Source organism: Amycolatopsis umgeniensis, from assembly GCF_014205155.1.
Classification (GTDB): Bacteria; Actinomycetota; Actinomycetes; order Mycobacteriales; family Pseudonocardiaceae; genus Amycolatopsis; species Amycolatopsis umgeniensis.
Map to the genome: position 1 here is coordinate 2354638 of NZ_JACHMX010000001.1, position 24158 is coordinate 2378795.

The window sequence follows — 24158 nt, forward strand, 5'->3', positions numbered from 1 at the left end:
GGCAGACAAGGGTGAGAACCCGAATCGCCACTCACGAGACCCAGCGCTTTTGCCAGTGACTCCCCCACGTGGGTGACGCGCGCTCGCGATCCAGTGCCCGGTGAAGTGTTTCCGTCGAGCGCGGTTCCACTGTGGAGGGCCAAACGGGTTATGCGTCCATCAGGGTGACGGGAAACCGCGCGCGGGTCTTTTCCCGATGATTCCAGGGCAGCGGACGGACCAATTCGGCGACGTGGTTCCCTCGCGCCGGGCAATCGCCACAGGCGCCGCGCATTCGGCCACAGACCGCCGTGGATCATCCGCGGGGCCCCCTTTCCCCCGGAAACCGTATGCGAGCGCGTCAGAGGGAATCAGGCCCCACAGCGCGCTTCGCGGAGATCCGTCCACGTCAGCGGGTTCCTGGCCTGCCCTATCCCGAAAATGCGGCAGGGCCCCGCGCCGTGCGCGGGGCCCTGCCGTTGGCTCACTCGGAGAGAGAGCTTACTTCTTCTTCGCGGCCGCCGAAGTCCGCTTGGCCGGAGCCTTCTTGGCGGGAGCCTTGGCGGCTGTCGCCTTGGCGGCCGGCTTCGCGGCGGCCTTGGTGGCTGTCGCCTTCTTGGCCGTGGTGGCGCGAGTCGTGGCCTTGGCCGCGGTCTTCGGCGCGGCCTTGGCGGCGGTCGCCTTGGCCGGCGCCTTGGTCGCGGTCGCCTTGGCGGCAGGCTTCGCGGCGGTGCGCGTGGTGGCCGCGGCGGCGCGGGTCCGCGTGGTGGTGGAACGCGTCGCGGCCGGGCGGCTGGCGGCCGTCCGGGTCGTCGTCGCGCGGGTGGCGGCGGCCCGAGTGGTGGTGGTGCCTGCGGTCGCGCGCTTCACAGCGGTGGCCTTCGGCAGCTTCTTCGAGCCGCTGATGACGTCCTTGAAGGTCGTGCCGGCGCGGAAGGCGGGCACGTTGGTCTTCTTGACGCGAACGGTCTCACCGGTGCGCGGGTTCCGCGCGGTACGGGCGGCGCGGGCGCGCTTCTCGAACACACCGAAGCCGGTGATGTTCACCTTCTCGCCCTTGTTGACCGTCCGGATGATGATGTCGACAAGGCCATCGACGGCCTCCGACGCGACCTTCTTGTCGCCCAGGCGCTCCGACAGCGCCTCGATCAGCTGGGCCTTGTTGGCCATTCCAGTCCTCCAAGAAGAACTTGTTGTACACGGCCCCGTCGGCCGACTTAGCGCACACGGTATTACCAATGCAGCACAAATTCCAAACGACGCGCGGAAATTTCCCTTGTCTCGGGGGCTGTTCCGCCTCTCGTGGGACCCCTCCGGGGCCTCTCGAGGTGCCGTTCGGTGTGGTTTCGGGGCTCTGCGAAGGACCCTCGGCCGGGGTGCGGATTCCCTGCTCAGCAAGGGAATCCGCCCCCTTTGACCAGGCCTAGGAGGTGGCCGCCGGGAGGGTCACCGGCTTCCAGGAGGGACGCTGAATCTCGAAAGTGTCGATCTCCTCCGCGTGGCGGAGTGTCAGGGCGATGTCGTCGAGCCCTTCGAGGAGCCGCCAGCGGGTGTAGTCGTCGATCTGGAAGGGCGCGGTGAAGTCCTTGGCTCGTACCGTCTTCGACTCGAGGTCCACCGTGACCTCCGTCCCAGGCTCGTTTTCGAGCAGCTTCCACAGCAGTTCGACGTCGGCCTGCTCGACCTGAGCGGCGACGAGGCCCTGCTTGCCCGAGTTACCGCGGAAGATGTCCGCGAACCGGGACGAGATCACGGCACGGAAGCCGTAGTCCATCAGGGCCCAGACCGCGTGCTCGCGGGAGGAACCGGTGCCGAAGTCCGGGCCCGCGACCAGGACCGACCCACTTTTGAAGGGCTCGTGGTTGAGGATGAACGACTCGTCGGACCGCCAGGCGGCGAAGAGCCCGTCCTCGAAGCCGGTGCGGCTCACGCGCTTGAGGTAGACCGCCGGGATGATCTGGTCAGTGTCCACGTTGGACCTGCGCAGCGGGACCCCGACGCCGGTGTGGTGGGTGAACGCATCCATGTTGGGAACTCCTTCGCGGATGTCAGCGATGTCAGCGCTGTCAGCGGACGGTGGCGGGCTGCAGGTCTTCGGGGCTGGACAGGGTTCCCCGCACGGCCGTCGCGGCCGCCACGAGGGGCGAGACCAGGTGCGTCCGGCCGCCCTTGCCCTGCCTGCCTTCGAAGTTGCGGTTGGAGGTCGACGCGCTGCGCTCGCCCGGCTTGAGCTGGTCCGGGTTCATGCCGAGGCACATCGAACAGCCCGCCTGACGCCATTCCGCGCCCGCTTCGGTGAAGACCTGGTCCAGCCCTTCGGCTTCCGCCGCCTGGCGGACACGCATCGAACCGGGGACGACGAGCATCCGGACGGACTCGGCGACCTTGTGCCCGCGCAGGACGTCCGCGGCGGCCCTCAGATCCTCGATACGGCCATTCGTGCACGAGCCGAGGAAGACGGTGTCCACCGCGATCTCGCGCAGCGGCGTGCCGGGCTTCAGGTCCATATAGGACAGGGCCTTCTCAGCGGCGATGCGCTCGTTCTCGTCGCCGATGCGCTCGGGATCGGGCACGTCGGCGCCCAGCGGGAGACCCTGGCCCGGGTTCGTGCCCCAGGTCACGAAAGGCGTGAGCTCGTCGGCGTTCAGGCGCACCTCGGCGTCGAAGACGGCGTCCTCGTCCGTGCGGAGTTCGCGCCAGTTCTCGACGGCGGCGTCCCAATCGGCGCCCTCCGGAGCGTGCGGACGGCCCTTCAGATACGCGAACGTCGTCTCGTCCGGTGCGATGAGCCCGGCGCGCGCGCCGGCTTCGATGGACATGTTGCACACCGTCATCCGGGCTTCCATCGACAGGTTTTCGATGGCTTCGCCGCGGTACTCGAGGACGTAGCCCTGCCCGCCGCCGGTGCCGATCTTCGCGATCACCGCGAGGATGACGTCCTTCGCCGTGACGCCGGGACGCAGGGTGCCCTCGACGGTGATCGCCATCGTCTTGAATGGACGGAGCGGCAGGGTCTGGGTGGCCATCACGTGTTCGACCTCGGAGGTGCCGATCCCGAAGGCCATCGCGCCGAAGGCGCCGTGCGTCGAGGTGTGACTGTCGCCGCACACCACGGTCATCCCGGGCTGGGTCAGGCCCAGCTGCGGGCCGATGACGTGCACGATGCCCTGTTCGGCGTCGCCCATCGGATGCAGCCGGACACCGAACTCCTTGCAGTTGTTGCGAAGGGTGTCGACCTGGGTGCGGGACACGGGATCCGCGATCGGCAGCTCGATGTCGATCGTCGGGACGTTGTGGTCCTCGGTCGCGATGGTGAGGTCGGGGCGGCGCAGTTTCCGGCCCGCCAGGCGGAGTCCGTCGAACGCCTGCGGGCTGGTGACCTCGTGCAGCAGGTGCAGATCGATGTAGAGCAGGTCGGGCTCGGCCCCCTCGCCGCGCCGCACCAGGTGCGACTCCCACACTTTCTCGGCCAGTGTCCGGGGCATTTCCGGCTCCTCACATGCGGTGAAATCGGTACTTCCCACCATCTGGACATCTCAAACTTCGGGAAGATAGTATCGGCTTGTGGGACAGCATAGCGGTATCGGAGTACTCGACAAGGCCGTGGCCGTGCTTCAGGCCGTGGCCGAAGATCCTTGTGGCCTGGCGGAACTGTGCACGCGGACGGGTTTGCCGCGCGCGACGGCGCACCGGCTCGCGGTCGGCCTCGAGGTGCATCGCCTGTTGCGCCGGGGCCCCGACGGGCGCTGGCGGCCGGGGACGGCGCTCGCGGAACTGGCGGGCGGCTCGACCGACCCGCTGCTCGACGCGGCGAGTTCGGTGCTGCCGAAATTGCGCGACATCACCGGGGAAAGCGTTCAGCTCTACCGTCGCGACGGCGTCCAGCGCGTCTGTGTTTCGACGGCGGAGCCGCCCAGCGGGCTCCGTGACACGGTGCCGATCGGTTCACGGCTGCCGATGACGGCGGGTTCCGGCGCGAAGGTCCTCGCCGCCTGGTCGGATCCGCATACGCAGCGGACGATCCTTTCCGAAGCCGTGTACGGGGAGCGCACACTGCTCGAAGTCCGCCGTCGCGGCTGGGCCCAGAGTGTGGCCGAACGGGAGCCGGGTGTGGCGAGTGTCTCGGCGCCGGTGCGGGATTCGACGGGCACCGTCGTCGCCGCGGTGTCGGTTTCCGGGCCCATCGAACGGATAGGGCGTAAGCCGGGGGCGCGCTGGGCCGCGGACCTCCTCGCCGCCGCGGACGCGCTCCAGGAGCGCCTCTGAGCCGTCCGGACGCATACGAAGGCCCCCTTGCCGCGGCAAGGGGGCCTTTGCGTGGGACCGGACCGTCCTATCAGAACTCGTCGGCTCGGGTGAGCTCGTGTTCGAGGGTGTCGGCACGCGTGACGAGGGACTTCAGCGGATGTTCGAACTCGTTCCGCAGGTTCAGGTCGACCAGCGGGATCGTGTGCTTGAGCAGGGCGACGCCGTCCACCACTGCCGCGCCGCCGACCGAATCACCGCCGGCCAGTTCGAGCAGGCGGCGCAGGTCGATCTTGTCCGCCCAGCCGACCGGGGACGAGATCTCCACCCACTCCGCGCCGTCGTGGTCGGGCAAGTGGTGCAAGGACACCTGCTGGCCGCGGCCGTCGCCGGTGTCGACCCGGAACCGGAGCCAGCCGTCCCGCTCTTCGAGCACCTCGTATCGCGCCCGGACGAAATTGATCACGCCTGCCCAGATGGACACCCTCGTCACCTCTCGGTTTCGCCGCCTCGTGCGCTGTCGAGCATGGCACATCCGGGGCGGGTTCGGCCGCCCGGATTGAGGCCTGCCATCGCCGGCGGCCGTGTCCTGCCAGGTGGCATGTCCGTGAAGGCCTCCTTCCCTACTCTCAAGGTAGGGAAGGAGGCCTTCACGGACACCCCGGCGCACCGGTTGGCCCGGAAGCATCAGTAGTCACAGCGAGGCCGCGTGAAGGACCCCTTCCCTCGGCTCAGCCGAGGAAACTCGACCTTCACGTATTTCACGGTATGCAGGGGTGTCGGCAGGGCTTCGGTGCGGAGAGGCTGTGACTCCCGTGACCCCAGTGACACCTGATGCACCCCACGAGGGCTAAAGCGGCGCCATGCGATAGCCAGAGCCTCGTACGGTGTGGATCAGCGGCGGATCCTTCAGCTTCCGCCTCAGCCGCGCGATCACAACGTCCAGCACGTTCGACGACGGATCCGCCATCTCGTCCCACGCGTACCGGATCAGTTCCCGCCGGGAGACCGGCCGTCCGGACGCGGCCATCAGCCGTTCCATGACGAGATACTCCTTGCGGGTCACGGTGAGCAGCACCCCCGCCCGCGAAAGCTGGTGCCTGCCGGTGTCGAGTTCGACGTCGGCGCAGCGCAGGATCGCCGCCTGCCCGGCCATGTCGCGACGGCACAGACTGCGCACCCTGGCGATCAGTTCCGGCATCGCGAACGGTTTCACCAGGTAGTCGCCACCACCGACGCGCAATCCGTCGATCCGGTCGGCGACGCTGTCGCGCGCGGTCAGGAACAGCACCGGAAGCGGCCATCCCGCGCCGCGCCGGTTTCGCACGTACAGCAGCGCGTCACCCGAGGGGAGCATCCTGTCGAACACCGCGCAGTCGTAGGCGTTCACCGACAGCGCCTCGTCGGCGCCGGGCAGATCGGCGGCGGTGTCCACCGCGAACCCGTCTCCGCGCAGGGCGAATTCCAGCGCCACCCGCAAGTTCTCGTCGTCTTCGGTCACCAGCACCCGCACACCGGCACGTTATCGTGCGATGGCGGCCTCCACGTCGGCCACGTGCAACCCGCGCAGTTCTTCGACGGCGGGCATCCGGCCCAGCAGCCGCAAACGTTGCGACTGCGCCTTGCGCACCTTCTCGAACAGCCGACGCGCGTCCCGCGCGTTGCCGAAGTTGACCTCGCCCGCGACGAGCCGGAAATGCTCGGTCAGCACCGGGGCGGCCCCGGGATCGAGTTCGTAGTCCCCCGCCGACGCCATCCGCCCGAAGATGGCGAGCAGCTCGCCGGGGCTGTAGTTCTCGAACTCGATCGTCTTGCCGAACCGGGAGGCGAGACCGGGGTTGGCGTTGAGGAAGTCGACCATCTCACCGGTGTAGCCCGCCACGATCACCGCCACCTCGTCGCGATGCTCCTCCATCAACGGGACCAGGGTGTCGATCGCTTCCTGGCCGAAATCGCCGCCCGAACCGGCGAGCCGCGAAAGCGTGTACGCCTCGTCGATGAACAGGACGCCGCCCTTGGCTTCCTCGAACACTGTCGCGGTCTTCTCCGCGGTGTGCCCGATGTACTGCCCGACGAGATCCCGGCGGGAAACCTCACGGAACTGGCCGATCGGCAGGACTCCCAGCGCCTTCAGCAGTTTCCCGTAGATCCGCGCGACCGTCGTCTTCCCGGTACCCGGCGCGCCCGCGAAGATCAGATGGTGGCCCGCGGCGCCGATCGGCAACCCGGCCCGGCGCCGCCATTCGTTGACCTGCAACTCGTCGACCAGCGCGCGGACCTCCTCCTTCACCCCGGGAAGACCGATCATCGCGTCGAGTTCGGCGAGCATCTCGTCCAACGCGGCGTCCCCCGACCCGCCCGGATCCTTGGCCTCGGCGATCGTCGGCGTCGCGCCCTCGGCGATCGCGATCGCGGGTTCCGCGGTGTTGCCGACCCGGCAAGCGGAGATCTCACCACCGCAGCCGGAAGCGAACGAAATCCCCGAGCTTCGTGTGTCGGTGATCGAGCACCGCTCGAGTACCGGCGATCCGTGGTGCGCCACGGCGATGCCCTCGTGCCCGGTGTGCGAGATCACGCAGTCTTCGATGACCGGCCGGGCGTACTGGTAGACGTAGACGCCCCGCAGCCCGCAGCCGGTCACCGTGCAGCCGGTCACGACCGGATCGGCGCCCTGTCCGAGCGTGATCCCGTCCCCCATCACGTCTTCGACGGTGGTGTCCTCGATCCTGCCGGGCGCGCCGTCGACGAGGATCCCCTGTTCCGCCGCCGAGATCACGCAACCGGACAGGGTGAACGCCGTCGTCCCGCGGATCGCGACCGCCGGTCCGCGCCCGCCGGAGACGGTGCACCGCCGGACGGCCAGTTCCGTGTCGTCGGCCTGGATCGCCGACGCGCCGCCCGCCAGGATTTCGATCCCTTTCAGGACGAGCGCTCCACCGGTGGTGCGGAACACGGGCCGGTCGGCGCCGCGGCCGTCGACGACGACGGTGGCGCCTTCCACCGCGGCGAGGGTCACTCGCAGGCGGGTCAGTTCGACGGTTTCCGCGTATTCGCCGCCCGCGATGGTGATGACGGCGCCGTCGGGCGCCTCCGCCAAGGCGTCGCCGATGGTCTGATACGCGCCGGGCCTGCGCGCCACCAGCAGGACACGGCCGGGAGTCGAGGTGGTCATCAGCCCGCCTTGGCCATCAGCCAGCCGCGGTCGACGGCTTTGGCGCCGGCCTGGAACCGGCTGCGGGCACCGAGCCGGTTCATGATGTCGGCGACCATCCGGCGCACCGTGCGCACCGAGACGCCGAGCCGCGCGGCGGCGGATTCGTCGGTCGTGCCGGAGAAGAGCAGCGTCAGCAACTCCTGCTCGCGGCAGGTCAGCATCGAAGCGTCCTCGGGCTCCGCGAGGTCCAGCGGGACGAGCGGAGCGGCGGCCTGCCAGATCCGCTCGAACAGGCCGACCGTCGCGGTGACCACACCGGGCAGCCGGAACACCGCGGACCCGGCCTGCCTGCCGTCCGCGGGCAGGACCACCGAGGTCCGGTCGAGCACCAGCGCGTCCATCGGGATCTCGGCGTCGGTCCGCACCTCGGCACCGGCGCGCGAAAGCCGGTTGAGCGCGCCGGACATCCGCGCGGAGTCGGGGAAGAGCACCTTGTGGCGTACGCCGGGGCGCACGTTCGCGAGCGCGATCCGCTGGAACGCGGAGTCCGTCCCCGTGCTCATGACGAGCACTTCGCCGGTCGCTTCCGCGAGCAGTTCGCCGAGCCCCGTCCGGTCACGGGCCGGGCCCGCCCCCACGACCAGGCTGAGCTGTCCGGTCTGCACGGTCATCGCAGGTACCTCCCTCTTCCCCGGCGCGGTACCGCCGACGACGTCCTGTTCATGCCAGTTCCCGCCGTCCGGGCCGGCCGGGCCACCCGACGCGTTAGCGTTCAGGGGCACCGTGGAACTGCACGCGTCTACTTTCGCTGTCCGAACATGAGGTTTTGATGACACGGGTGATGGTCGTCGAAGACGACGAGAATCTGCGGCTCGCGCTGGTCACGCAGCTGCGCGCGGCCGGCTTCGCCGTCGACGACGCGGGCGACATCGCGACCGCGGACCGGCTGCTGCGCGGGACGCACCACGACTGCGTGGTGCTGGACCGGATGCTCCCCGACGGCGACGCCATCGACTACGTCCACATGCGACGGCAGCTGGGCTGGCGGGCGCCGGTGCTGTTCCTCACCGCCCGCGACGCGCTCGCCGACCGGGTGGCCGGATTCGAGCACGGCGGCGACGACTACCTCGTGAAACCGTTCGTGATGGCCGAGCTGACCGAGCGGGTGACCAACCTGTGCCGCCGGTCCGCGTTCGACCGGCCCTCGGTGCTGCACCACGAAGATCTGGTGATGGACTGCGCGCGGCGCGAAGTGCGCCGGGCGGGGGTGCTGCTCACCTTGACCAACAAGGAGTACGCCGTGCTCGAATACCTGCTGACCAGGGCGGGGCTCCCGGTGCAGCGGGCCGATCTGATCGAGCACTGCTGGGACGCGCAGGCCGACCCGATGTCCAATGTGGTCGATGTGGTGGTGAAGCGGTTGCGCCGCAAGCTGAAGGAACCCGAGCTGATCCACGCCGTCCGCGGCCTCGGCTACCGGCTGGGCGCCCGGTGAACACCCATTCCTCGGCCGATCGGCTGCGCAGGCTGCGCTGGATGCTGACGGCGTTGTTCACCGTGATGAACACGCTCGGGCTGGTCGTGTTCGCGTGGCTGCTCATCAGCGAGGACGGCGAACAGGGCGAGCAGCGGATCGACGCCTCGCTGGTCCAGGTCACGTCTTCGGTCAGCAGGCTGGTCGCCTTCGACGGCACCGTCGACTTCGGTTTGGTCAACACCGACGTGCTGAACGACCGTTGCCCGCAGTTCGCGATCCTGCCCGGCGGCGCGCCCGCCTTCCAGGCGCACCTTTCACGGGCGGCCTGCGTCCCGATGAGCGCGCAGTTGTTGAACGGCCTCGCCACCGAAGCGGTCCGGACCGGCAAACTGGTCCAGGGTCCGCAAAAGGGCACCGACGGCTCGGTGGTCAAGGTCCGCGCCGTGCCGTTGCGCGACACCGACGGCAAAACTTTCGCGGCCGTCGTCGCGGTGCAGTCGACCGAAACCGAGGACGACGCGCACACCCGGTTCACGCTGCTGGTGGTCGGCGGCACCGTTCTGCTCATCGCGGTACTCGGCTTCGCCGGTCACCTGCTGTCCGGCCGCTCGATCCGGCCCGCGGCCGCCGCCTTGCAGCAACAGGAAGTTCTGCTCGCCGAAACCGCCCACGACCTCCGCACCCCGGTCGCCGCCCTGCGCGCGCTCGCCGAAACCGCGATGGCGAACCCCGCCCAGTCGGCGGAACTCCTGCCGAGGACCGTCCGCCTCGCCGCGAGGATGGGCGGGATCATCGACGACCTGCTCGTGCGGGCCCGGCTCGCCGCGGGCGTGGAACAACTGAGCATCCAGCCGATCTGGCTCGACCAGTTGGTGGTCGGCGTGGTCGAGGACACCGCGACCGAGAGCGCCGAAGTCACCGTCACCGCCGCGCCCACGAAGGTCGACGCCGATCCCGCGCTGCTGCAACGGGCGATCGGCAACCTCCTCGACAACGCCGTGCGCTACGGCCGCCAACCCGGCGCGAAGGCGTTCGTGCACCTGACCGTCGCCGGCGGCACCGTGACCGTCGCGGACCACGGCCCGGGTATCGACACCACGATGGCGGGCGACGCCTTCGACCGGTTCGCCAGCACCGGCGGGTCTTCCGGGCTCGGGCTGTCCATCGTGCGGTGGGTCGCACAGGCGCACGGCGGCACGCTCGCGGTGTACAACGCCGACGAGGGCGGCGCGATCTTCGAACTGCGGTTCCCGGTCAGCACTTCCTGAGACGGGAACACGGGAGGCCACTAACGCCGGGGTTCCGCGCCTTCGCGCAGCCAGCCGGGAACGTGCTCGTCCTCACGCGGGTACATCCGCAGTTCCTCCTGGAAGAACCGCTCGCCGGGGCGGTGGTCCCAATCCGGTTCGTCGTACCAGCCGTACTCGGCGCTGAACTTGCCGTTGACCACGAGCTGGAACTTGACGGAGGTCCAGGTGCCCTCCCCCGGCTTGTACATCTCACCGCGCAGACCGACGAAGAACTCGACGGCCCCCGGGGGCTCCCATTCGATCGCCTGTCCGAAGACGGTCAGCACCTGCGCGCGGACCTCCACATAGCCGCCGACCGAACGGAAATCGACGAAGACCTGCTGCCAGTCGACCGGCGCGCGCTGGATCAGATGGTCGCGGAACGCCGTGACCACCTCGCCGACCAGTGCCTGGTTCAAGGGGATCAGTTCGGTGATGTCCTTTTCCGGCGGGGCCGGGCGGTCCTTCCATTCGGGAAGCTTGTCGAGCAGCCACTCCGGGGTGTGTTCGAGTTCCCTCGCGAACAGCTTGAGATCCTCCGCGTAGTTCGAATCCTCGATGGCCGGATCCCAATGCGGTTCGTAATCACGGTTGTAGCTGCGGAAGAACGAGCCCGAGGATTCGAGGGTGAACCGCGCGGAGAACCAGGCTCCGCGTTCCGGCTCACGCCGGTACAGCGCGACCCGCAACCGGGCCAGCGGCCGGTTGAGTTCCACCGGCGGGGCGATCTCGACCGTCGAACCGTCGTCGCGAAGGACTGTCAGCGCCAGATCCTGCACCGGAACGGTCATCCGGCTGATCAGGTCGATACGGCGCCAGCCCTGCTCACCGACGAGGTCGACGAGCGCGTTCCCCACCTGCTGTTCCAGCTCGGCAGGGTCGTCGTCAGGCCCGGAAGCTCGCGGGCCAGAGTTCGACGTTGTGGTCATTGGGGAAACTCCTCACGTGGATGGTCGTCCTGCCGTTTTCGTCGACTTCTCGCCACCGGACGTGGCGTGAGTGGGCGTCGTCCACCCCGCGATCACGAACCTCGAAGACATCTTCCCAAACGACATTGCCCGCGGCGTCCTGGCTGCGCTCGAGCGCGTAGAAAGTGTCGTCCTTCGGGGTGAGCGGGGTGTCCTTGTTGCCCTGGTTCTGACGGCGCCCTTCGGTGCCCTGGTTGATCGACTCACCGCCGCCGCCCCTGGCGGTACCGCGGTGATGACCGCCGTCGTCGATGTTCTTGCCGATCTTGCCGTCGGCATCCACCTCAGGACCGCCCCGTGCGCCGACCTGGCTCTGCGCCTTGCCATCGCGCCGCAACTGGGAGGCTCCGTTCGGATCCGGCACGCCCGAGGTCGCCACGGTGTTGCCCCGTGCGTCGGTGCGGTGGAAGGCGGTCCCGTTGTCCACGCTGATCACCGCCGACCTCGGCGGCTGGTTCAGATCCGCGTCGAACGGCTTCCCGGTGTGCAGATGGGTGACCGCTCCGGTGGGGCCGGTCTGGAAAGTGCCGTAGGGCTCGCCCTTGTGGTCGATCAGGGTGAATCGGGTGTTCGGCGGCAGATCGGCCCGGTTCGCGAACGGCTTGCCCTGCTTGCCGCTGAAGTCCTTCGTCACCCGCTCGTGCTGCTGAGGAGTCCAGTCGTCGGTCTTCCCGTGGGGGAAGGTCTCGTCTTTCGCGTTGTAGGTGACCTCGTTGTCGGGCTTCGGCCACGTTTGTTCGGGGTTCTTCGCCCTCTTGGTTCCGTAGAAACCGTCTTGGGTGACGTCCGCGCGTGCCTTGGTCCCGTGTTTGATTTCGGGGTTCGTCCGCCCGCGCTGGCCGGTCTCCGCCTCGACGCGGGTGATCTTCCCGTTCTCGTCGGTGTAGTGGGTCGCGCGGGGTTGCCCGTATTCGTCGGTCACCGTATGCGCCCGTTTGGGCGTCAGAGTCGGGTTTCCGTCGGCATCCAGCTTGGGGTTCCCGTGCGCGTCCGTGTGCTTCCGGTTGAACGCCTCGGACTGACCGACCTCGCGGTCGTGGTGCACGGGCGGCCCCTCCGTGCGGGGCCGTTCGTACTTCACGCCGGGCTCGGGGATCCCGTCGGCGTCGACGCGGTACTCCTGGTGCATCGGCCCGCGATCGATCCGGTAGTTGGCGTCGCCGAGGCGGTCCGCCAGTTCCGGGTTCGGCCGACCGGGATGCTGGTCGGTGTCGATCCACTTGACCTTGCCCGTTTCGTCGGTCTGGAAGGTCCCGCGAGGATTGCCTTCGGCGTCGACCACGTGGTAGCGGGTGTCCGGCTTCAGATCAGTGCGGCGACTGAACTGTTCGTCCACTTTGGGCGCCGGGATGTCCTCGTTCGGTACTCGCACGGTCTTCGACGGAGGGTCCGGTGTCGTGACATCCGCGTTCCGGGTCACGAACTGCTTGCCGTGAACGGTATCGACCCGCTTCGCCGTCGTGGTGGTCGCGGTCGTGCCGTCGGCTTTGGTCGCGAACGAGTCCACCCGGTGGCCGACCTGGACGCGGTAGTCGGCGTTGCGGGCGGGCCAGGCGACTTCCGGGTTGATGTGGTGCCGGTTGTTCGGCGCCACGGCTTCGACATGGGTCACCACACCTTTGTCATTGGTGTAGGCGTGGCTGCGCACGGTGCCGTCGGGACCGGATACGTCGTACCGGGTGCGAGGGTTCAGCTTCTCGTCCGAGGCGAAGAACGAATCGTTCTCGCCAAGACGCTTCGGCTCCACGTGATCGAACTCGGGTTCGTGCCAACGCGTCTGGATCTGCGGGTCCAGATCGGGGTCGGGTGCGCGGTGCGGGTTCAGCGGATCCTGGTCCGGGACACCCGTTTCCTCACGGGGCGGAGGCGAATCCCCGCCGTCGTGGTGGTGGTCTCCCCCTGGCGGCGACGATTCCTGCGGGTTGATGGCGGACTCGATGTCCCGTGGCGGAGGAACGTCCGGATCCGGCGTGCGAGGCGGGTCCGGATGGTTCGGGTGGACGCCGCCCCGCGTCGGGAGTTCCGGCCGCCGCTGGAGCTGATCGAAAATCGATTCGCCCAACGGGAACCTGGAGCCGGGCCTGCGCGGTACCGGCTCTCCCACCGGATCCCAGCGGTTCGCGGTGCGCGGTCCGCCGGCGGACGGCGGTTCGGCTGCTCCGCCCGCCGGCCGCGGCGTGGGATCCGGTTTCGGGTCGCGAGGTCCGATGGGCGTCGGGTCCGGCGGTTCGGGCGCGGGCGGCGCGTCCGGGGGCTCGCCGTGGCGCGGTTTGCCCGCGTCGAGGTCCACGTCGACGAAGGTGGTGTCGCCTCTCGGCGGGAGGCCGGGGTCGCCCTCCGGCAAGGAGTCCGGAGTGGACTTCTTCTCCGGCGTCTTCTCCTTGTCCTTCGGCGTCGGTTCCTTGGTGGGGTGCGGCGTCGGCGGATCACTGCTGGGAATCATGTGGTGCCCCAGCGCCATGTCCTCACCGACGTGCACCAGCCCGAGGACGCGAGCCGTCGTGTAGATCGCCTTCTGCGTGGGCGTCTTCGGCTGGACAGGGGCGGCGGTCGCCCATTCCTGCTGTGCCTTCCGGACGGCCTCGGCGTCGCGGGGCGGCATCGACTCGCGGGTGTCGGCCGGGTCGACCCGGTCGGACATCCGGACTTCGCCGGTCTCGGGGTTGATGGTGGCCTTCAGTTCGTCCGCGTCCTTCGCCCGATGGCCCGCAGCTTCGGGGTTTCCTTCCGAAGTGTTGGTCCGCTCGCGATGAGCGGGCGCCTCGGAGGCGGCTTCGGAGGGGTTCTCGGAACGGGCCGCCGGTGGGGCCTCGTGTTCCCGTGCCGGGGCGGCGGGAGGTTCCTCGTGCGCTTTGGGAGGAGGAGAACCCTGCTCCATGGCTTCGCCGACGGAACCGGGCCGCGTCGCGGGTTCGGGTCGAGTGGCGGGCTCCGGGCGCGTCGCGGGATCGGGGCGGGTCGAGGGCTCCGGCCGAGTCGAGGGCTCCGGCCGGGTCGCGGGATCGGGGCGGGTCGCAGGCTCCGGCCGGGTCGCGGGATCGGGAGTCCGCTCTTCCGGTGTCCTGGCGGGGCGTCGCTCCTCGGGAACGTGGTCCGGGGTCCGGTCGCCAGGCGGCCGGTTCGGCGGCCGCTCGGGCGGTGGGCCGTCCGGTGTCCGGGTTCCCGGCGGAGTCGTCGGCGGCGTGTCGTCCGGCGTGCGCGGGGTGTGCGGTGGAGTGGGGTTGTCGAGGGCGGGTGTGTGGCCGAGCCCCACCTTCGAGAGCAGCGAGTCGACGCCCGGGATCCGGCGGGCGGCCTTCGCCGCCAGTTCGGTGCCGGTGGGGATCTTCGTGATCGCCGTCCCCGCCTTTTCGGCGACGCGGCCCACGGCGGCGACAGCGCTGACCTTGCTCCCGGCCGCCGCCGCGCCGGCACCGCGGAGCCCCGCGCCCGCGCCCTTCGTGCCGAGCACGGCGCTGGCGATGTTGAACGTGGTCTTACCCGCCGCACGGGACGGGTCCTCGCTCCAGGTGTCCCACGCGACCATCACCTTGCCGGCTTCCTTCAGCGTGTCGCCCATGGCGCCGCGTTCGAAACCGGGGAGGCCGACGGTCTGGTCGAGGTGCGCCAGGGACGGGGACGTGTAGGTCGCCACGGCCAAGCCGAACTTGCCGAGGCCCTTCCACGCTTCGCCGAAGGTCGACCAGGAGAAGTGCCCGTCGCCGTAGCCCGCCAGGGCGGCGAAGCCCACGAACATCTCGACGGCGCCTTCGCCGATGCCGACGAAGAATGCGCCGACGTTCCCCCAGAAACCCTTCGGCTTTTTCGGCTTCTTGGTCTCTTCGCCCGGCGGTTTGCCGACCTTGGTGGCGAAATCGTTCATCAGGGTCGCGATCTGCTGGGCGACCTTGATGGCGAACACCGTCTGCGCCGCCCAGCCGGTGCACCGGCCGAAGAGCTCGTTGTTGTCGGAGATGTGCTTCCGGATGGCGTGCTTCGCCGAGACGATGAGGTTTCCGTACTCGCGGCAGGCCGCGGACAGACCGTCCATCACGCCCGCCATCTCCTTGATCCCCGTTTCGCCGGGCGAACCGTTGTTCAAGGAATGAATGGCGTAGTAGAACTCGAACCCGGCGGCGTCCCGCCAGAACCTGCGCACTTCCGCGGCGGCGCTGTCGGAAAGCTCGAGGGCGCCGCGCAGCGCTTTCGCGGAGTCGGTCCACGCCGTCGCCAGTTCCCCAGCGGCGGTTTCGCTGTCCGACGGCCAGATGGCTTCCTTGGCCTGGCCGCCGTTGCGGACCACCCAGTTCCAGAGGTCCCCGTCCGGCTCGACGATGTCGGTCATGGCCGCGGTGGTTTCACCGGTCGTACTGGCCGGCGGCGGCGCGGTCGGTGGCCTCGTAGGCCTGCACCGCCTGGCCGCCGTTGTCCGCCAATTGCCGGTAGATCCCGGGAATCTGGTCCATGGCGCCTGCCACCGCTGTCCTCGGTGCCGAGTAGAGGGCGGTGAAAGCACGTCCCAGCGGGCCGCCGCCGATCTGCCCCGGGGCGTCGATCTTGCCGCGCTGGGCCAGCCAAGCCGGTTCGAGGTCGTCCCCGGCGGCGCGCAACCTGTTCAGCTGTCCCGTCGTCTCGCCGGGGGACATGTCGATGCCGCTCACCGGCGCCTCCTGTCCAGTTCGTGCAGCAGCGGGTCGAACCGCAGATCCGTCGTCTCGGGGGTGGCGTCGGCGGGCAGGAAACCCGCGACGATCTCCATGACCTCTTCTTGGGAGCGTTCGACGGCCCGGTGGAACGTCCGGGTGATGTCCCGTGCCAGCGCGGCCGAATCCGGCGCGCGGTAGATCCGCGGGTCCAGCCACAGCTCGATGAGTTCCCCCGCTCCGCCGACGGTCACGCCGATCAGGCCGTCGTCGGATTCGGCGGTGGCCCGGATCCGGGCCATCCGCCCTTGGGTGGAACGGATGTCCTCGGCCAGCCGCCCGTATTCGGCCCGCATGTCCAGCTGGAACGGCGAATCCATGGCACCTCCCCTGTCGCGTCCCCGCCAGCTTGTCGGCGCCAGGGGCTTCGCGGGGCCGCGTGACCGGTTGCTGTCACGGGGACCGATCGCGCTCCCGGGGCCACGACCATGTGACGATGACCTTCGACGTGGTCGGCCTGTGCCGCCGGGAACCCGATGCCGAAACCCTGGTCTCGGCGATCCGGGCCGCGAGCCCGCTGTCCGAAGTGGACACGGACGAAGACCGTCTGCTGTTCCTGCTGCGGCATCCCGAGGGGCGGTTGCTGCTGGCCATCGAGAGCGCGCGACTGGTCCGGGCGCCGGGCGAAGTGCGGCGGCTGCTCGGCGTGGACGTGCCGCCACCGGTGTGGTGGGTGGAAGGCCGTGCCCCGGAAGGCGACTCCGAAGCCGAGACGGCGGCACGGCGGTTCACCGCCGCCCTGGTCGCCGCGACCGGAGGAGAGTCGTGGGCGAGCCGATGAGCGGGCATCCCGGCGCCGACCGCGCCACCTCCGAAGCGCTCGTCGTCGAACAGTTCCGAGCGGTGGTTCCCGCCTCCACCTGGCTGATCGACGCGGCGAGGAACGCCGTCGAAAGCGGACGGACAATGCAACTCGTCACCGGCACGCGAAGCGGGCTCACCTATCCGCTGGAATCGCTGCTCGCCGACGCGCGCGCCGGCTGGGTCGTCCGTGAAGACTCCGGCGCGTATCGCGACGGTTTCCTCGGACTCGCACTGGACTGGGACGGAACCCGTTTCGTCCCGGAGGCGGGTGCGACGATCCCCACGCCGCGGGAGTACTCGCCGGGCAGCGGGGATCTCGAAGTCCGGATCACCACGTCGTATCCGGCGGGCGAACCGCTCCGGCTCGGCAGGAGCACCGAGATCGCGACGCGGGCACTCACCGGCGCCGGACCGGTCGGCTGGGGTGTCGCGGAACCGGTCACCGAACCGTGGTCGACCTCCGACATCGCCGCCCATTGCCGCCTCCGGGTGCCGAGACCGGTCTCTCTGGTCGTGGTCGGGGAAGGCGTGACGGGGCGGCTCCAGGTGTCGCAAGTGGACGACGACGTCGTCGAGGAGCTCCGGCTCAGCGGTCCGGCGGCGGGATCGGTGGACACCCACCGCATCGAAGAGCTGGCCGCCGACTGCGCGGGCACCGTGACACGCCTGGTCGTCGCCGCGCATCCCGGACGGATCCACGGCGTGCGGACCCCGGTTCCCGCGCCACCCGCGCTGCCCTACGGAGTCCTTTTCGGACACGAGCTCGTCTCCGCCTTCGGCGTGGCACACGCGCGCCGGACTCCGGCCGCGCGGGTGAAACTCCTGGGCACGGGCCCGCGCAAGGCTGTCTGGTGCCGGTTCGACGGCGGCACTTCGGCACCGTTCGAGCAACTCACCGACATCCTCCACCACTACGGCAAACCCGTCGGGAGCTGAACCAGTGAAGCGAAACCAGGTGGCCGCGATGGCCGCGGCGGTCGCCATGACGGCCCAGTTCTTCGGATTCACGCCCCCGGCACTGGCGGCTCCTCCGCCCGGCGCCTGTCACACCCCGGAACCGGCGCGATCGGCCGTACCGGCGCAGCCCTGGGCGCAACAGGTCCTCGATCCGCGGCGGGCGTGGCCGCACAGCCGGGGCGGCGGGGTGCTCGTCGCAGTGGTCGACTCGGGTGTCGACGCCGACCACCCGCAGCTGCGACAGCCGGGAAAAGTCCTTCCCGGCCGGGACTTCTATCTCGCCGGCAGCTATCCCGGCGCGTTCGACTGCGTGTCGCACGGAACCGGGGTGGCCGCCATCGTGGCCGCGGATCCGGCCTCCGGCATCGGTTTCCACGGAGTCGCCCCGGACGCGCGGATCCTGCCGGTGCGGATCAGCGATCGCGACGTCGGCGATCAGGGCGAGTCCTTGCGGATCGACCCTCAGGTCGTGGCCAACGGGATCCGGTACGCCGCGGACCAGGGCGCCAGGGTGCTGAACCTTTCGCTGGCCGGGCACGAGGACTTCGCGGTGATCCGCGACGCCGTCGCCTACGCGGTCGCGCGGGATGTCCTGGTGGTGGCCGCGGCGGGCAACGCGCAGCGGGACACGTCCACCGAACTGCCGTCCTATCCGGCTTCCTACCCCGGCGTGCTCGCGGTGGGGGCGGTGGACATCGACGGCGCGCGGATCCAGGGTTCCCAGATCGGCCGGTATGTCGACCTCGTCGCGCCGGGCGCCAAGGTGCTGACGGCGACGAGGGTGGCGGGCCACGCCTATGTCGACGGCACGAGTTTCGCCGCTCCGTTCGTCACCGGGACAGCCGCGCTGGTGCGCTCCGCCTGGCCCGGTCTCTCTGCCGCCGAAGTCGCGCGGCGGTTGGTGGCGACGGCGGCGCCGGCACGCGGCGGCCAGGGCAGTCCCGCCTACGGGGCGGGGCTGGTCGACCCGTACCGGGCGGTGACCGACGGCCTCGATCCGCAGAAACCCGCCGTCCTGCCCGCGTTCGTCCCGCCGCCGCCGGATCAGGCGCGGCTCGACCGGGAGGCAGGTGACGAGCGGACGGCGGAGATCGCGCAAGGGCTCACCGTCGCCGTGGTGACCGGAATCGTGCTGGCCGCGCTGATCGCGGTGATCGCGCCCCGAGGACGACGCCGCCGCTGGCGGCCCGCACGCGCGGCCGCCGTTCCGGATCAGCCTGCCGTCGTCGAACCACCGGAACAGGTCTTTTTGATCTCCGAGCCTTGAGCGGGCGCGCCTGTCGGGAAGGTCCGTGAAGGCCTCCTTCCCTACCCTCAAGGTAGTGAAGGAGGCCTTCACGGACACCCGGTGGCCCCAGGAGCACCAGCAGTCACAGCGGCCGCGCTTCGCAAGTACATGAAGGCCCCGCACACGAAAGAATCCCCGGAGCGCGAAGCTCCGGGGATTCTTCGGTGTGCGGGTCCGGCTAGCCGAAAAGGGCGCTGCACTGGGTGACGCAGTCCTGGTAGCCGTCCGCCGTCGAGCCCGTGGCGCGCCCCTGGTGCTGGCCGCGCTGGATGTCCTCGTCGGCGATCTTGCGATCCTGCATCACCGCGGCGTACATCTCTTCGTTGTTCTGGCCGCCCCAGAAGTCCTGCGAGCGCAACGCTTCGTGCCGCTGGTCGTCCAGCGACTGTTCGTGCTGGCCCATGGCGGTCTGCAGGCCACCGGCGATGGAGTGGAGGTCGCTGAACCTCGCCGAAATGAGTCCGTCGGACATTTCTTTTCCCCTTCGAGCGATCCGGCTAGATGACCTGGGAGATGGCGGTGGTCGCCTGGTCGTCCGCGTCGGAGTAGCGGCCGGCCGTCTGGACGATCCCATCGGCCATGGTGTCGATGTTCTGGGTGTTCGCGCTCCAGCTTCCCTGCCGGTTCATCTCGACCCCCTCGAACGCCCTGTTCGCCTGCCCGTTCCAGCTCCCGCTCAGCCCCTGGATGTTGCTGAGACTCGACTGCACCTGGGCGTTGATGTCCTCGCCGATGGACCTGGTCTTCAGGCCGAACGAGGACATTTCCGGTGTGGCGCCGTAGATCTGGTCGTTGGTCATGACTTCCTCCCTTCCACGACAGCGGTGATCCCTTACCCCGTCCAAGTTAGTGAGCGAGCACGGCTCCTTCCGGTGGTCGGCAGCTTCCTGCCAGCCCCGTCCCGGAGCCGGTCCGGTGGCGGACGATCGGTTTCGTGTCGACAGTCGTGGTGAAGCGCCCCACCCGCAGGCCGGGCCCGGAGATGCCGTCCGGTGAGCTGATCCTCCAGCCACCGCCGGAGATCCCGCCCCCGCCCGCCCGGCAGTGGGCCCAAGTGCTGATGGTGCTGCCGATGGTGGCGATGACGGCCGGGATGCTGCTGATGTATTCGGGCAGCATGACCGGGTCGATGCGGTTCGCCATCTACGGGATCATGGGCGTCGGCATGCTCGGCATGGTCGTCATGGGTTTCCTGCAGGGCGGCGGCCCGAGCAAACGGGAAATGGGCCACGCCCGCCGGAAGTACCTGCGGCATCTCGCCCAGCATCGGTTGCGCCTGCGGCGGTCGATCCGCAAACAGCGCGAGGCGATGGCGTATCTGCACCCGGATCCGGACACCTTGTGGTCGCTGGCGGGAAGCTACCGGTTGTGGGAGCGGCGCAAGGAAGACCCGGACTTCGGTGTCGCCCGCATCGGGATGAGCGCGCAGAACCCCGGCACCACCGTGGTCGCCCCCGACACCAAACCGCTCGAAGAGCTCGAGCCGCTGTCCGCGCTGGCGCTGCGGCGGTTCATCACCACCTATTCCACTGTGGACGACTTGCCGATCGCCATCGCGATCAGCGGTTTCAGCCGGGTGTACCTGCGCGGCGACACCGACGCCGCCCTCGGCATGCTGCGCGCGACGCTGGCCCAGCTGGCCACCCTGCATTCCCCCGACGACCTGCGGATCGCGATCTGCGCCGGTGAAGAACGCCGCGCGGCCTGGGAATGGACCAAATGGCTGCCGCACGCGCTGCATCCCGAGCGTTCGGACGCGCTCGGCCCGCTTCGCCTGGTGGCACCGAGCATCCCGGCCCTGGAGTCGATGCTGGAGGAGGAACTGGCCAAGCGGCCGAGGTTCGATCCCGAATCGGACGTCCGGCTGGCCGGGCCGCATCTGGTGGTGGTGCTCGACGGCGGAGCGGTCGCGGGCTCCTCCCACCTCATGGCGGGCGGCGGCGTCGAAGGGGTGACCGTCGTGGATCTGACCACGATGCCGCCGAGGGCACTGGACCGCACCACCGTCGTGCTCGCCGTCGACGAGGGTGGCGACATGCTCAGCGAGACGATCGACGGTGAGGCACCGCTGGGCAGGGCGGATCGGCTGGGGGCTGTCGCGGCCGAGGGGCTCGCGCGCCAGCTGGCGCCGCTGCGGCTGACCGCGGGCCTGCGGGGAGAGGCCCCGATGAGCACCGAACTCGGTCTCGCCGAACTGCTGGAACTGGGCGATCCGTACGAATTCGATCCGGCCGACACGTGGGAACCGAGGCCGAACCGGGACCGGCTCCGCGTCCAGTTCGGCATCCAGGCCGACGGCGCCCCGATCGAACTCGACCTCAAGGAATCGGCGCAGGACGGTATGGGCCCGCACGGCCTGCTGATCGGGGCCACCGGCTCCGGCAAATCGGAACTGCTGCGCACGCTCGTCCTCGCGCTGGCCGTCACGCACCCGCCGAGTTCGCTGAACTTCGCGCTGGTCGACTTCAAGGGCGGCGCCACTTTCGCCAGGCTCGACGCCTTGCCGCACACCAGCGCGGTGATCACCAACCTCGCCGACGAACTGCATCTGGTCGACCGGATGACCGACGCGATCAACGGCGAGCTGATCCGCCGTCAGGAACTGCTGCGGGCCGCGGGCAACTTCTCCTCCTTGCGCGACTACGAAAAGGCACGGGCGGCGGGAGCCCCGCTGCCCGAGGTGCCGACCCTGCTGGTGATCTGCGACGAGTTCTCCGAACTGCTTTCCGCCAAACCCGATTTCATCGACATGTTCGTCCAAATAGGACGGGTCGGCCGTTCGCTCGGCGTGCATCTGCTGCTCGCCTCCCAGCGCCTCGAAGAAGGCAGACTGCGCGGTCTGGAGACCCACCTGTCCTACCGGGTCGGGCTCCGCACGTTCTCCGAGATGGAGAGCCGGGCCGTCCTCGGGGTCACCGACGCCTTCAAACTGCCGCGTGCCCCCGGGCACGGGTTCCTCAAGGTCGGGACCGAGCCGATGGACAGGTTCCGCTCCGCCTACGTGTCCGGGGTGTACCAGCGGGCCGCCGGCGGCGGCGTGACCACCAACCCGGGGGAACGCCTGGTGCTGCGGGAGTACACCACCGCCTACGTCGCCGAGGAGTTCGACGTCGAGCCGGAGGAGAGCACCGAACCGGATGACGACACCGCCGTCGGCGAGACCTTGCTGGACATCCTGGTCGACCGCTTGGAGGGGCGGGGCACCCCGGCCCACCAGGTGTGGCTGCCGCCGCTTTCGGACTCACCGACGCTGGACGCCCTGCTGCCCCCGCTGGTCACGGATCCCCTGCGCGGCCTCACCGCCGGGGCGGGCGGTGCGCTGCGCCCGGTGCTGGGCATCGTGGACCGGCCGTTCGAACAGCGGCGAGACCCGCTGACGCTGGACCTGACCGGCGCGGCGGGGCACGTCCTGGTGCTGGGCGCGCCGCAGACCGGGAAGAGCACGGTCCTGCGCACGTTGATCACCAGCCTCGCGCTCACTCACACGCCTCGGGAAGTCCAGTTCTACTGCCTCGATTTCGGCGGTGGCACACTCGCCTCGATCGCCGGCCTGCCGCAGGTCGCCGGCGTTTCGGGCAGGCTCGACACCGGCGCCGTCCGGCGGACGGTCGCCGAGGTGTCGACGATCCTGGCCCAGCGGGAACGGATGTTCGCCGAGCACCAGATCGACGGGATCGCCACCTATCGCAGGCTGCGGGCCGAAAACCGGTTCCCGGCGGAACGACACGGCGACGTCTTCCTCGTCGTCGACGGCTGGCAGACGCTGCGCAACGACTTCCCCGAACTCGAGGAGACTGTCGGCGACATCGCCGCTCGCGGCCTGTCCTACGGCGTGCACGTCGTGGCGGGGTGCTCCCGGTCGTTCGATCTGCGGATGAACGTGCGGGATCTGTTCGCCAGCAGACTGGAACTGAAGATCGGCGATCCCATCGACTCCGTAATCGACCGGCGTGCCGCGATGAGCGTGCCCGCCGACGCGCCGGGCCACGGGATCGCCATGAGCGGGCACCAGATGCTGGTGGCGCTGCCCCGGATCGACGGTGTCACGGATGCGGACGACCTCGCCGACGGCCTCGGAGCGCTCGTCGAAGCGGTGAAGTCGGCTTGGCCGGGCGAGCCCGCGCCGTCGGTCCGGCTGCTGCCCGGAATCCTTCCCTACGAAGAACTTCCTCCCGCCGACGGGGTGGAAGGCGAAGAGCCGGGACTCGCTGTCGGGATCCACGAACGCGATCTGTCGCCGATGCGGCTCGACTTCGCCACCGACCCGCATTTCTTCGTGCTGGCGGACACCCAGAGCGGCAAGACGTCGTTCCTCCGGGTACTCGCCAAGCGGATCCAGACCACGTACCGGCCCGACGAGGCCCGCATCATCCTGGTCGACCATCGCCGGAGCCTGCTCGGCGAAGTGGGCGAAGACCACCTCCTCGGCTACGGCACCAACGACGAGCACAGCGGACGTCTGCTCGCCGAGACCGCGACGGCGCTGAAGAAACGGCTACCCGGCAAGGACGTCACCCCCGAGCAGCTGCGGAAGAGGAACTGGTGGCAGGGGCCGGAGATCTTCGTCCTCGTCGACGACTACGACATGGTCGCCACGCACAAGGAACATCCGCTCATGGCCTTGCTTCCGCTGATCGCGCAGGGTTCGGACGTCGGCCTGCACGTGGTGCTGGCCCGCCGCACCGGTGGCGCGGGCCGAGGCCTGTTCGAGCCTTTCCTCGGCAGGCTCCGGGAAGTGGGCACGCCCGGTCTGATGATGTCCGGCGACCGGGACGAAGGTCCGTTGCTGGGCGGGATGCGGGCGCAGGTCCTGCCGCCGGGACGCGGCTGGCTGGTGGACCGCCGGGGTCAGAAGGACCTGGTGCAACTCGCCTGGCTGCCCGTACAGGACTGAGCGCGACGACCGGAAACGACCTGAGGAGTGACTATGAGCGGTGACCACATCAAGGGCGACACGGACGCCATGCGGGAGTTCGCGTCGAAGCTCATGAGCAGCATCGAGGCGACCCCGGTCAGCCCCATCGCCCGGATCGGCGAGATGACACCGTGCCCCGGCGGGCTGTTCGACTACTGCCAGCACCTCACGCACGTGGAGAACGAAACCATTCCCAAGCTCCAGACCTTCATCACGAAGGTCGAGCAGGGATTCGCCGCTTACGCCGACTTCGTCCAGCAGACGGCCGTGAACTACCTCCGTGCCGACGAAGCGGGCCGCCAGGAGATCTTGACCGCTTTCGTCACCCGGCCCGTGGGATACACGCCGGAAGTCGATCCCCGGCTGCTCGACCCGAACGCCGGACGGCGCTGAGGGGGAG

The 24158-nt window shown here is 69.5% G+C and carries 21 protein-coding genes; 8 read left to right on the forward strand and 13 right to left on the reverse strand.

What is annotated here, in order from left to right; translation table 11 throughout:
• Positions 1-480: 480 nt before the first annotated feature.
• The 3 genes from HDA45_RS10500 to leuC all read right to left on the reverse strand — a co-directional run bounded on the left by HDA45_RS10500 (position 481) and on the right by leuC (position 3464).
• Positions 481-1149 (reverse strand): HU family DNA-binding protein, encoded by a 669-nt coding sequence (locus tag HDA45_RS10500; RefSeq protein ID WP_184894166.1) that lies wholly within the window; start codon positions 1147-1149, stop codon positions 481-483.
• Positions 1150-1402: 253 nt separating this feature from the next.
• Positions 1403-2005 carry a 3-isopropylmalate dehydratase small subunit gene (leuD, locus tag HDA45_RS10505; protein WP_184894168.1) on the reverse strand — a complete coding sequence of 201 codons (603 nt, stop codon included), beginning with the start codon at positions 2003-2005 and terminating at the stop codon, positions 1403-1405.
• A 40-nt stretch (positions 2006-2045) separates the two neighbouring features.
• On the reverse strand, positions 2046-3464 hold the full coding sequence (gene leuC / locus HDA45_RS10510; RefSeq protein WP_184894170.1) for a 3-isopropylmalate dehydratase large subunit: 1419 nt from the start codon (positions 3462-3464) through the stop codon (positions 2046-2048).
• Positions 3465-3543: 79 nt separating this feature from the next.
• Between leuC and HDA45_RS10515 the strand changes: the two genes are divergently transcribed.
• Positions 3544-4245: an IclR family transcriptional regulator gene (locus HDA45_RS10515; protein ID WP_005158149.1), complete on the forward strand. Its 702-nt coding sequence runs from the start codon at positions 3544-3546 to the stop codon at positions 4243-4245.
• 70 nt (positions 4246-4315) lie between these two features.
• On the opposite strand, the gene HDA45_RS10520 is transcribed toward HDA45_RS10515, so the two are convergent.
• From HDA45_RS10520 to HDA45_RS10535, 4 genes are all read right to left on the reverse strand, one after another.
• Positions 4316-4708, reverse strand: coding sequence for a hypothetical protein (locus HDA45_RS10520; RefSeq protein ID WP_184894172.1), 393 nt, complete (start codon positions 4706-4708; stop codon positions 4316-4318).
• A gap of 366 nt (positions 4709-5074) precedes the next feature.
• Positions 5075-5737 (reverse strand): winged helix-turn-helix domain-containing protein, encoded by a 663-nt coding sequence (locus HDA45_RS10525; RefSeq protein ID WP_184894174.1) that lies wholly within the window; start codon positions 5735-5737, stop codon positions 5075-5077.
• A 9-nt stretch (positions 5738-5746) separates the two neighbouring features.
• Positions 5747-7396: a right-handed parallel beta-helix repeat-containing protein gene (locus tag HDA45_RS10530; RefSeq protein ID WP_184894176.1), complete on the reverse strand. Its 1650-nt coding sequence runs from the start codon at positions 7394-7396 to the stop codon at positions 5747-5749.
• The gene (locus HDA45_RS10535) at positions 7396-8049 is read right to left on the reverse strand and encodes a helix-turn-helix transcriptional regulator (protein ID WP_184894178.1); all 654 of its coding nucleotides are present in this window, start codon (positions 8047-8049) and stop codon (positions 7396-7398) included. The genes HDA45_RS10530 and HDA45_RS10535 overlap by 1 nt, the downstream gene beginning before the upstream one ends.
• Before the next feature lie 158 nt (positions 8050-8207).
• Between HDA45_RS10535 and HDA45_RS10540 the strand changes: the two genes are divergently transcribed.
• Both HDA45_RS10540 and HDA45_RS10545 read left to right on the forward strand, forming a co-directional pair.
• On the forward strand, positions 8208-8873 hold the full coding sequence (locus tag HDA45_RS10540; protein ID WP_184894180.1) for a response regulator transcription factor: 666 nt from the start codon (positions 8208-8210) through the stop codon (positions 8871-8873).
• A complete protein-coding gene (locus HDA45_RS10545) occupies positions 8870-10123 on the forward strand; it encodes an ATP-binding protein (RefSeq protein ID WP_184894182.1) in 1254 nt (417 codons plus the stop codon). The genes HDA45_RS10540 and HDA45_RS10545 overlap by 4 nt, the downstream gene beginning before the upstream one ends.
• A 20-nt stretch (positions 10124-10143) precedes the next feature.
• Here the strand turns inward: HDA45_RS10545 and HDA45_RS10550 are convergent, their stop codons facing one another.
• From HDA45_RS10550 to HDA45_RS10565, 4 genes are read right to left on the reverse strand one after another with little or no spacing between them, the layout of a single operon-like run.
• Entirely contained in the window at positions 10144-11073 is a 930-nt protein-coding gene (locus HDA45_RS10550) for a hypothetical protein (RefSeq protein ID WP_184894184.1), read from the reverse strand.
• A complete protein-coding gene (locus HDA45_RS10555) occupies positions 11030-15436 on the reverse strand; it encodes a WXG100-like domain-containing protein (protein ID WP_184894186.1) in 4407 nt (1468 codons plus the stop codon). Before HDA45_RS10555 ends, HDA45_RS10550 begins: the two co-directional genes overlap by 44 nt.
• A 13-nt stretch (positions 15437-15449) precedes the next feature.
• Entirely contained in the window at positions 15450-15752 is a 303-nt protein-coding gene (locus HDA45_RS10560) for a WXG100 family type VII secretion target (protein WP_343072043.1), read from the reverse strand.
• The gene (locus HDA45_RS10565; protein WP_184894188.1) at positions 15749-16114 is read right to left on the reverse strand and encodes a YbaB/EbfC family nucleoid-associated protein; all 366 of its coding nucleotides are present in this window, start codon (positions 16112-16114) and stop codon (positions 15749-15751) included. Before HDA45_RS10565 ends, HDA45_RS10560 begins: the two co-directional genes overlap by 4 nt.
• A 116-nt stretch (positions 16115-16230) precedes the next feature.
• Between HDA45_RS10565 and HDA45_RS10570 the strand changes: the two genes are divergently transcribed.
• Genes HDA45_RS10570 through mycP form a run of 3 tightly spaced genes read left to right on the forward strand, consistent with a single transcriptional unit; the run spans position 16231 to position 18822 of the window.
• The gene (locus tag HDA45_RS10570; protein WP_184894189.1) at positions 16231-16575 is read left to right on the forward strand and encodes a hypothetical protein; all 345 of its coding nucleotides are present in this window, start codon (positions 16231-16233) and stop codon (positions 16573-16575) included.
• A complete protein-coding gene (locus HDA45_RS10575; RefSeq protein WP_184894191.1) occupies positions 16560-17534 on the forward strand; it encodes a DUF6177 family protein in 975 nt (324 codons plus the stop codon). The genes HDA45_RS10570 and HDA45_RS10575 overlap by 16 nt, the downstream gene beginning before the upstream one ends.
• Before the next feature lie 28 nt (positions 17535-17562).
• Entirely contained in the window at positions 17563-18822 is a 1260-nt protein-coding gene (gene mycP / locus HDA45_RS10580; protein ID WP_184905484.1) for a type VII secretion-associated serine protease mycosin, read from the forward strand.
• Between the two features lie 199 nt (positions 18823-19021).
• Here the strand turns inward: mycP and HDA45_RS10585 are convergent, their stop codons facing one another.
• Both HDA45_RS10585 and HDA45_RS10590 read right to left on the reverse strand, forming a co-directional pair.
• A complete protein-coding gene (locus HDA45_RS10585) occupies positions 19022-19315 on the reverse strand; it encodes a hypothetical protein (RefSeq protein WP_184894193.1) in 294 nt (97 codons plus the stop codon).
• Positions 19316-19340: 25 nt separating this feature from the next.
• Complete coding sequence (locus tag HDA45_RS10590; RefSeq protein ID WP_184894195.1) at positions 19341-19643, reverse strand: WXG100 family type VII secretion target; 303 nt, start codon at positions 19641-19643, stop codon at positions 19341-19343.
• Positions 19644-19777: 134 nt separating this feature from the next.
• Here HDA45_RS10590 and eccCa point away from each other — a divergent pair, with 134 nt between their 5' ends.
• Complete coding sequence (gene eccCa, locus HDA45_RS10595) at positions 19778-23737, forward strand: type VII secretion protein EccCa (protein ID WP_184894197.1); 3960 nt, start codon at positions 19778-19780, stop codon at positions 23735-23737.
• Positions 23738-23770: 33 nt separating this feature from the next.
• Positions 23771-24151 (forward strand): hypothetical protein, encoded by a 381-nt coding sequence (locus HDA45_RS10600; RefSeq protein WP_184894199.1) that lies wholly within the window; start codon positions 23771-23773, stop codon positions 24149-24151.
• The last annotated feature ends 7 nt before the right edge of the window (positions 24152-24158 follow it).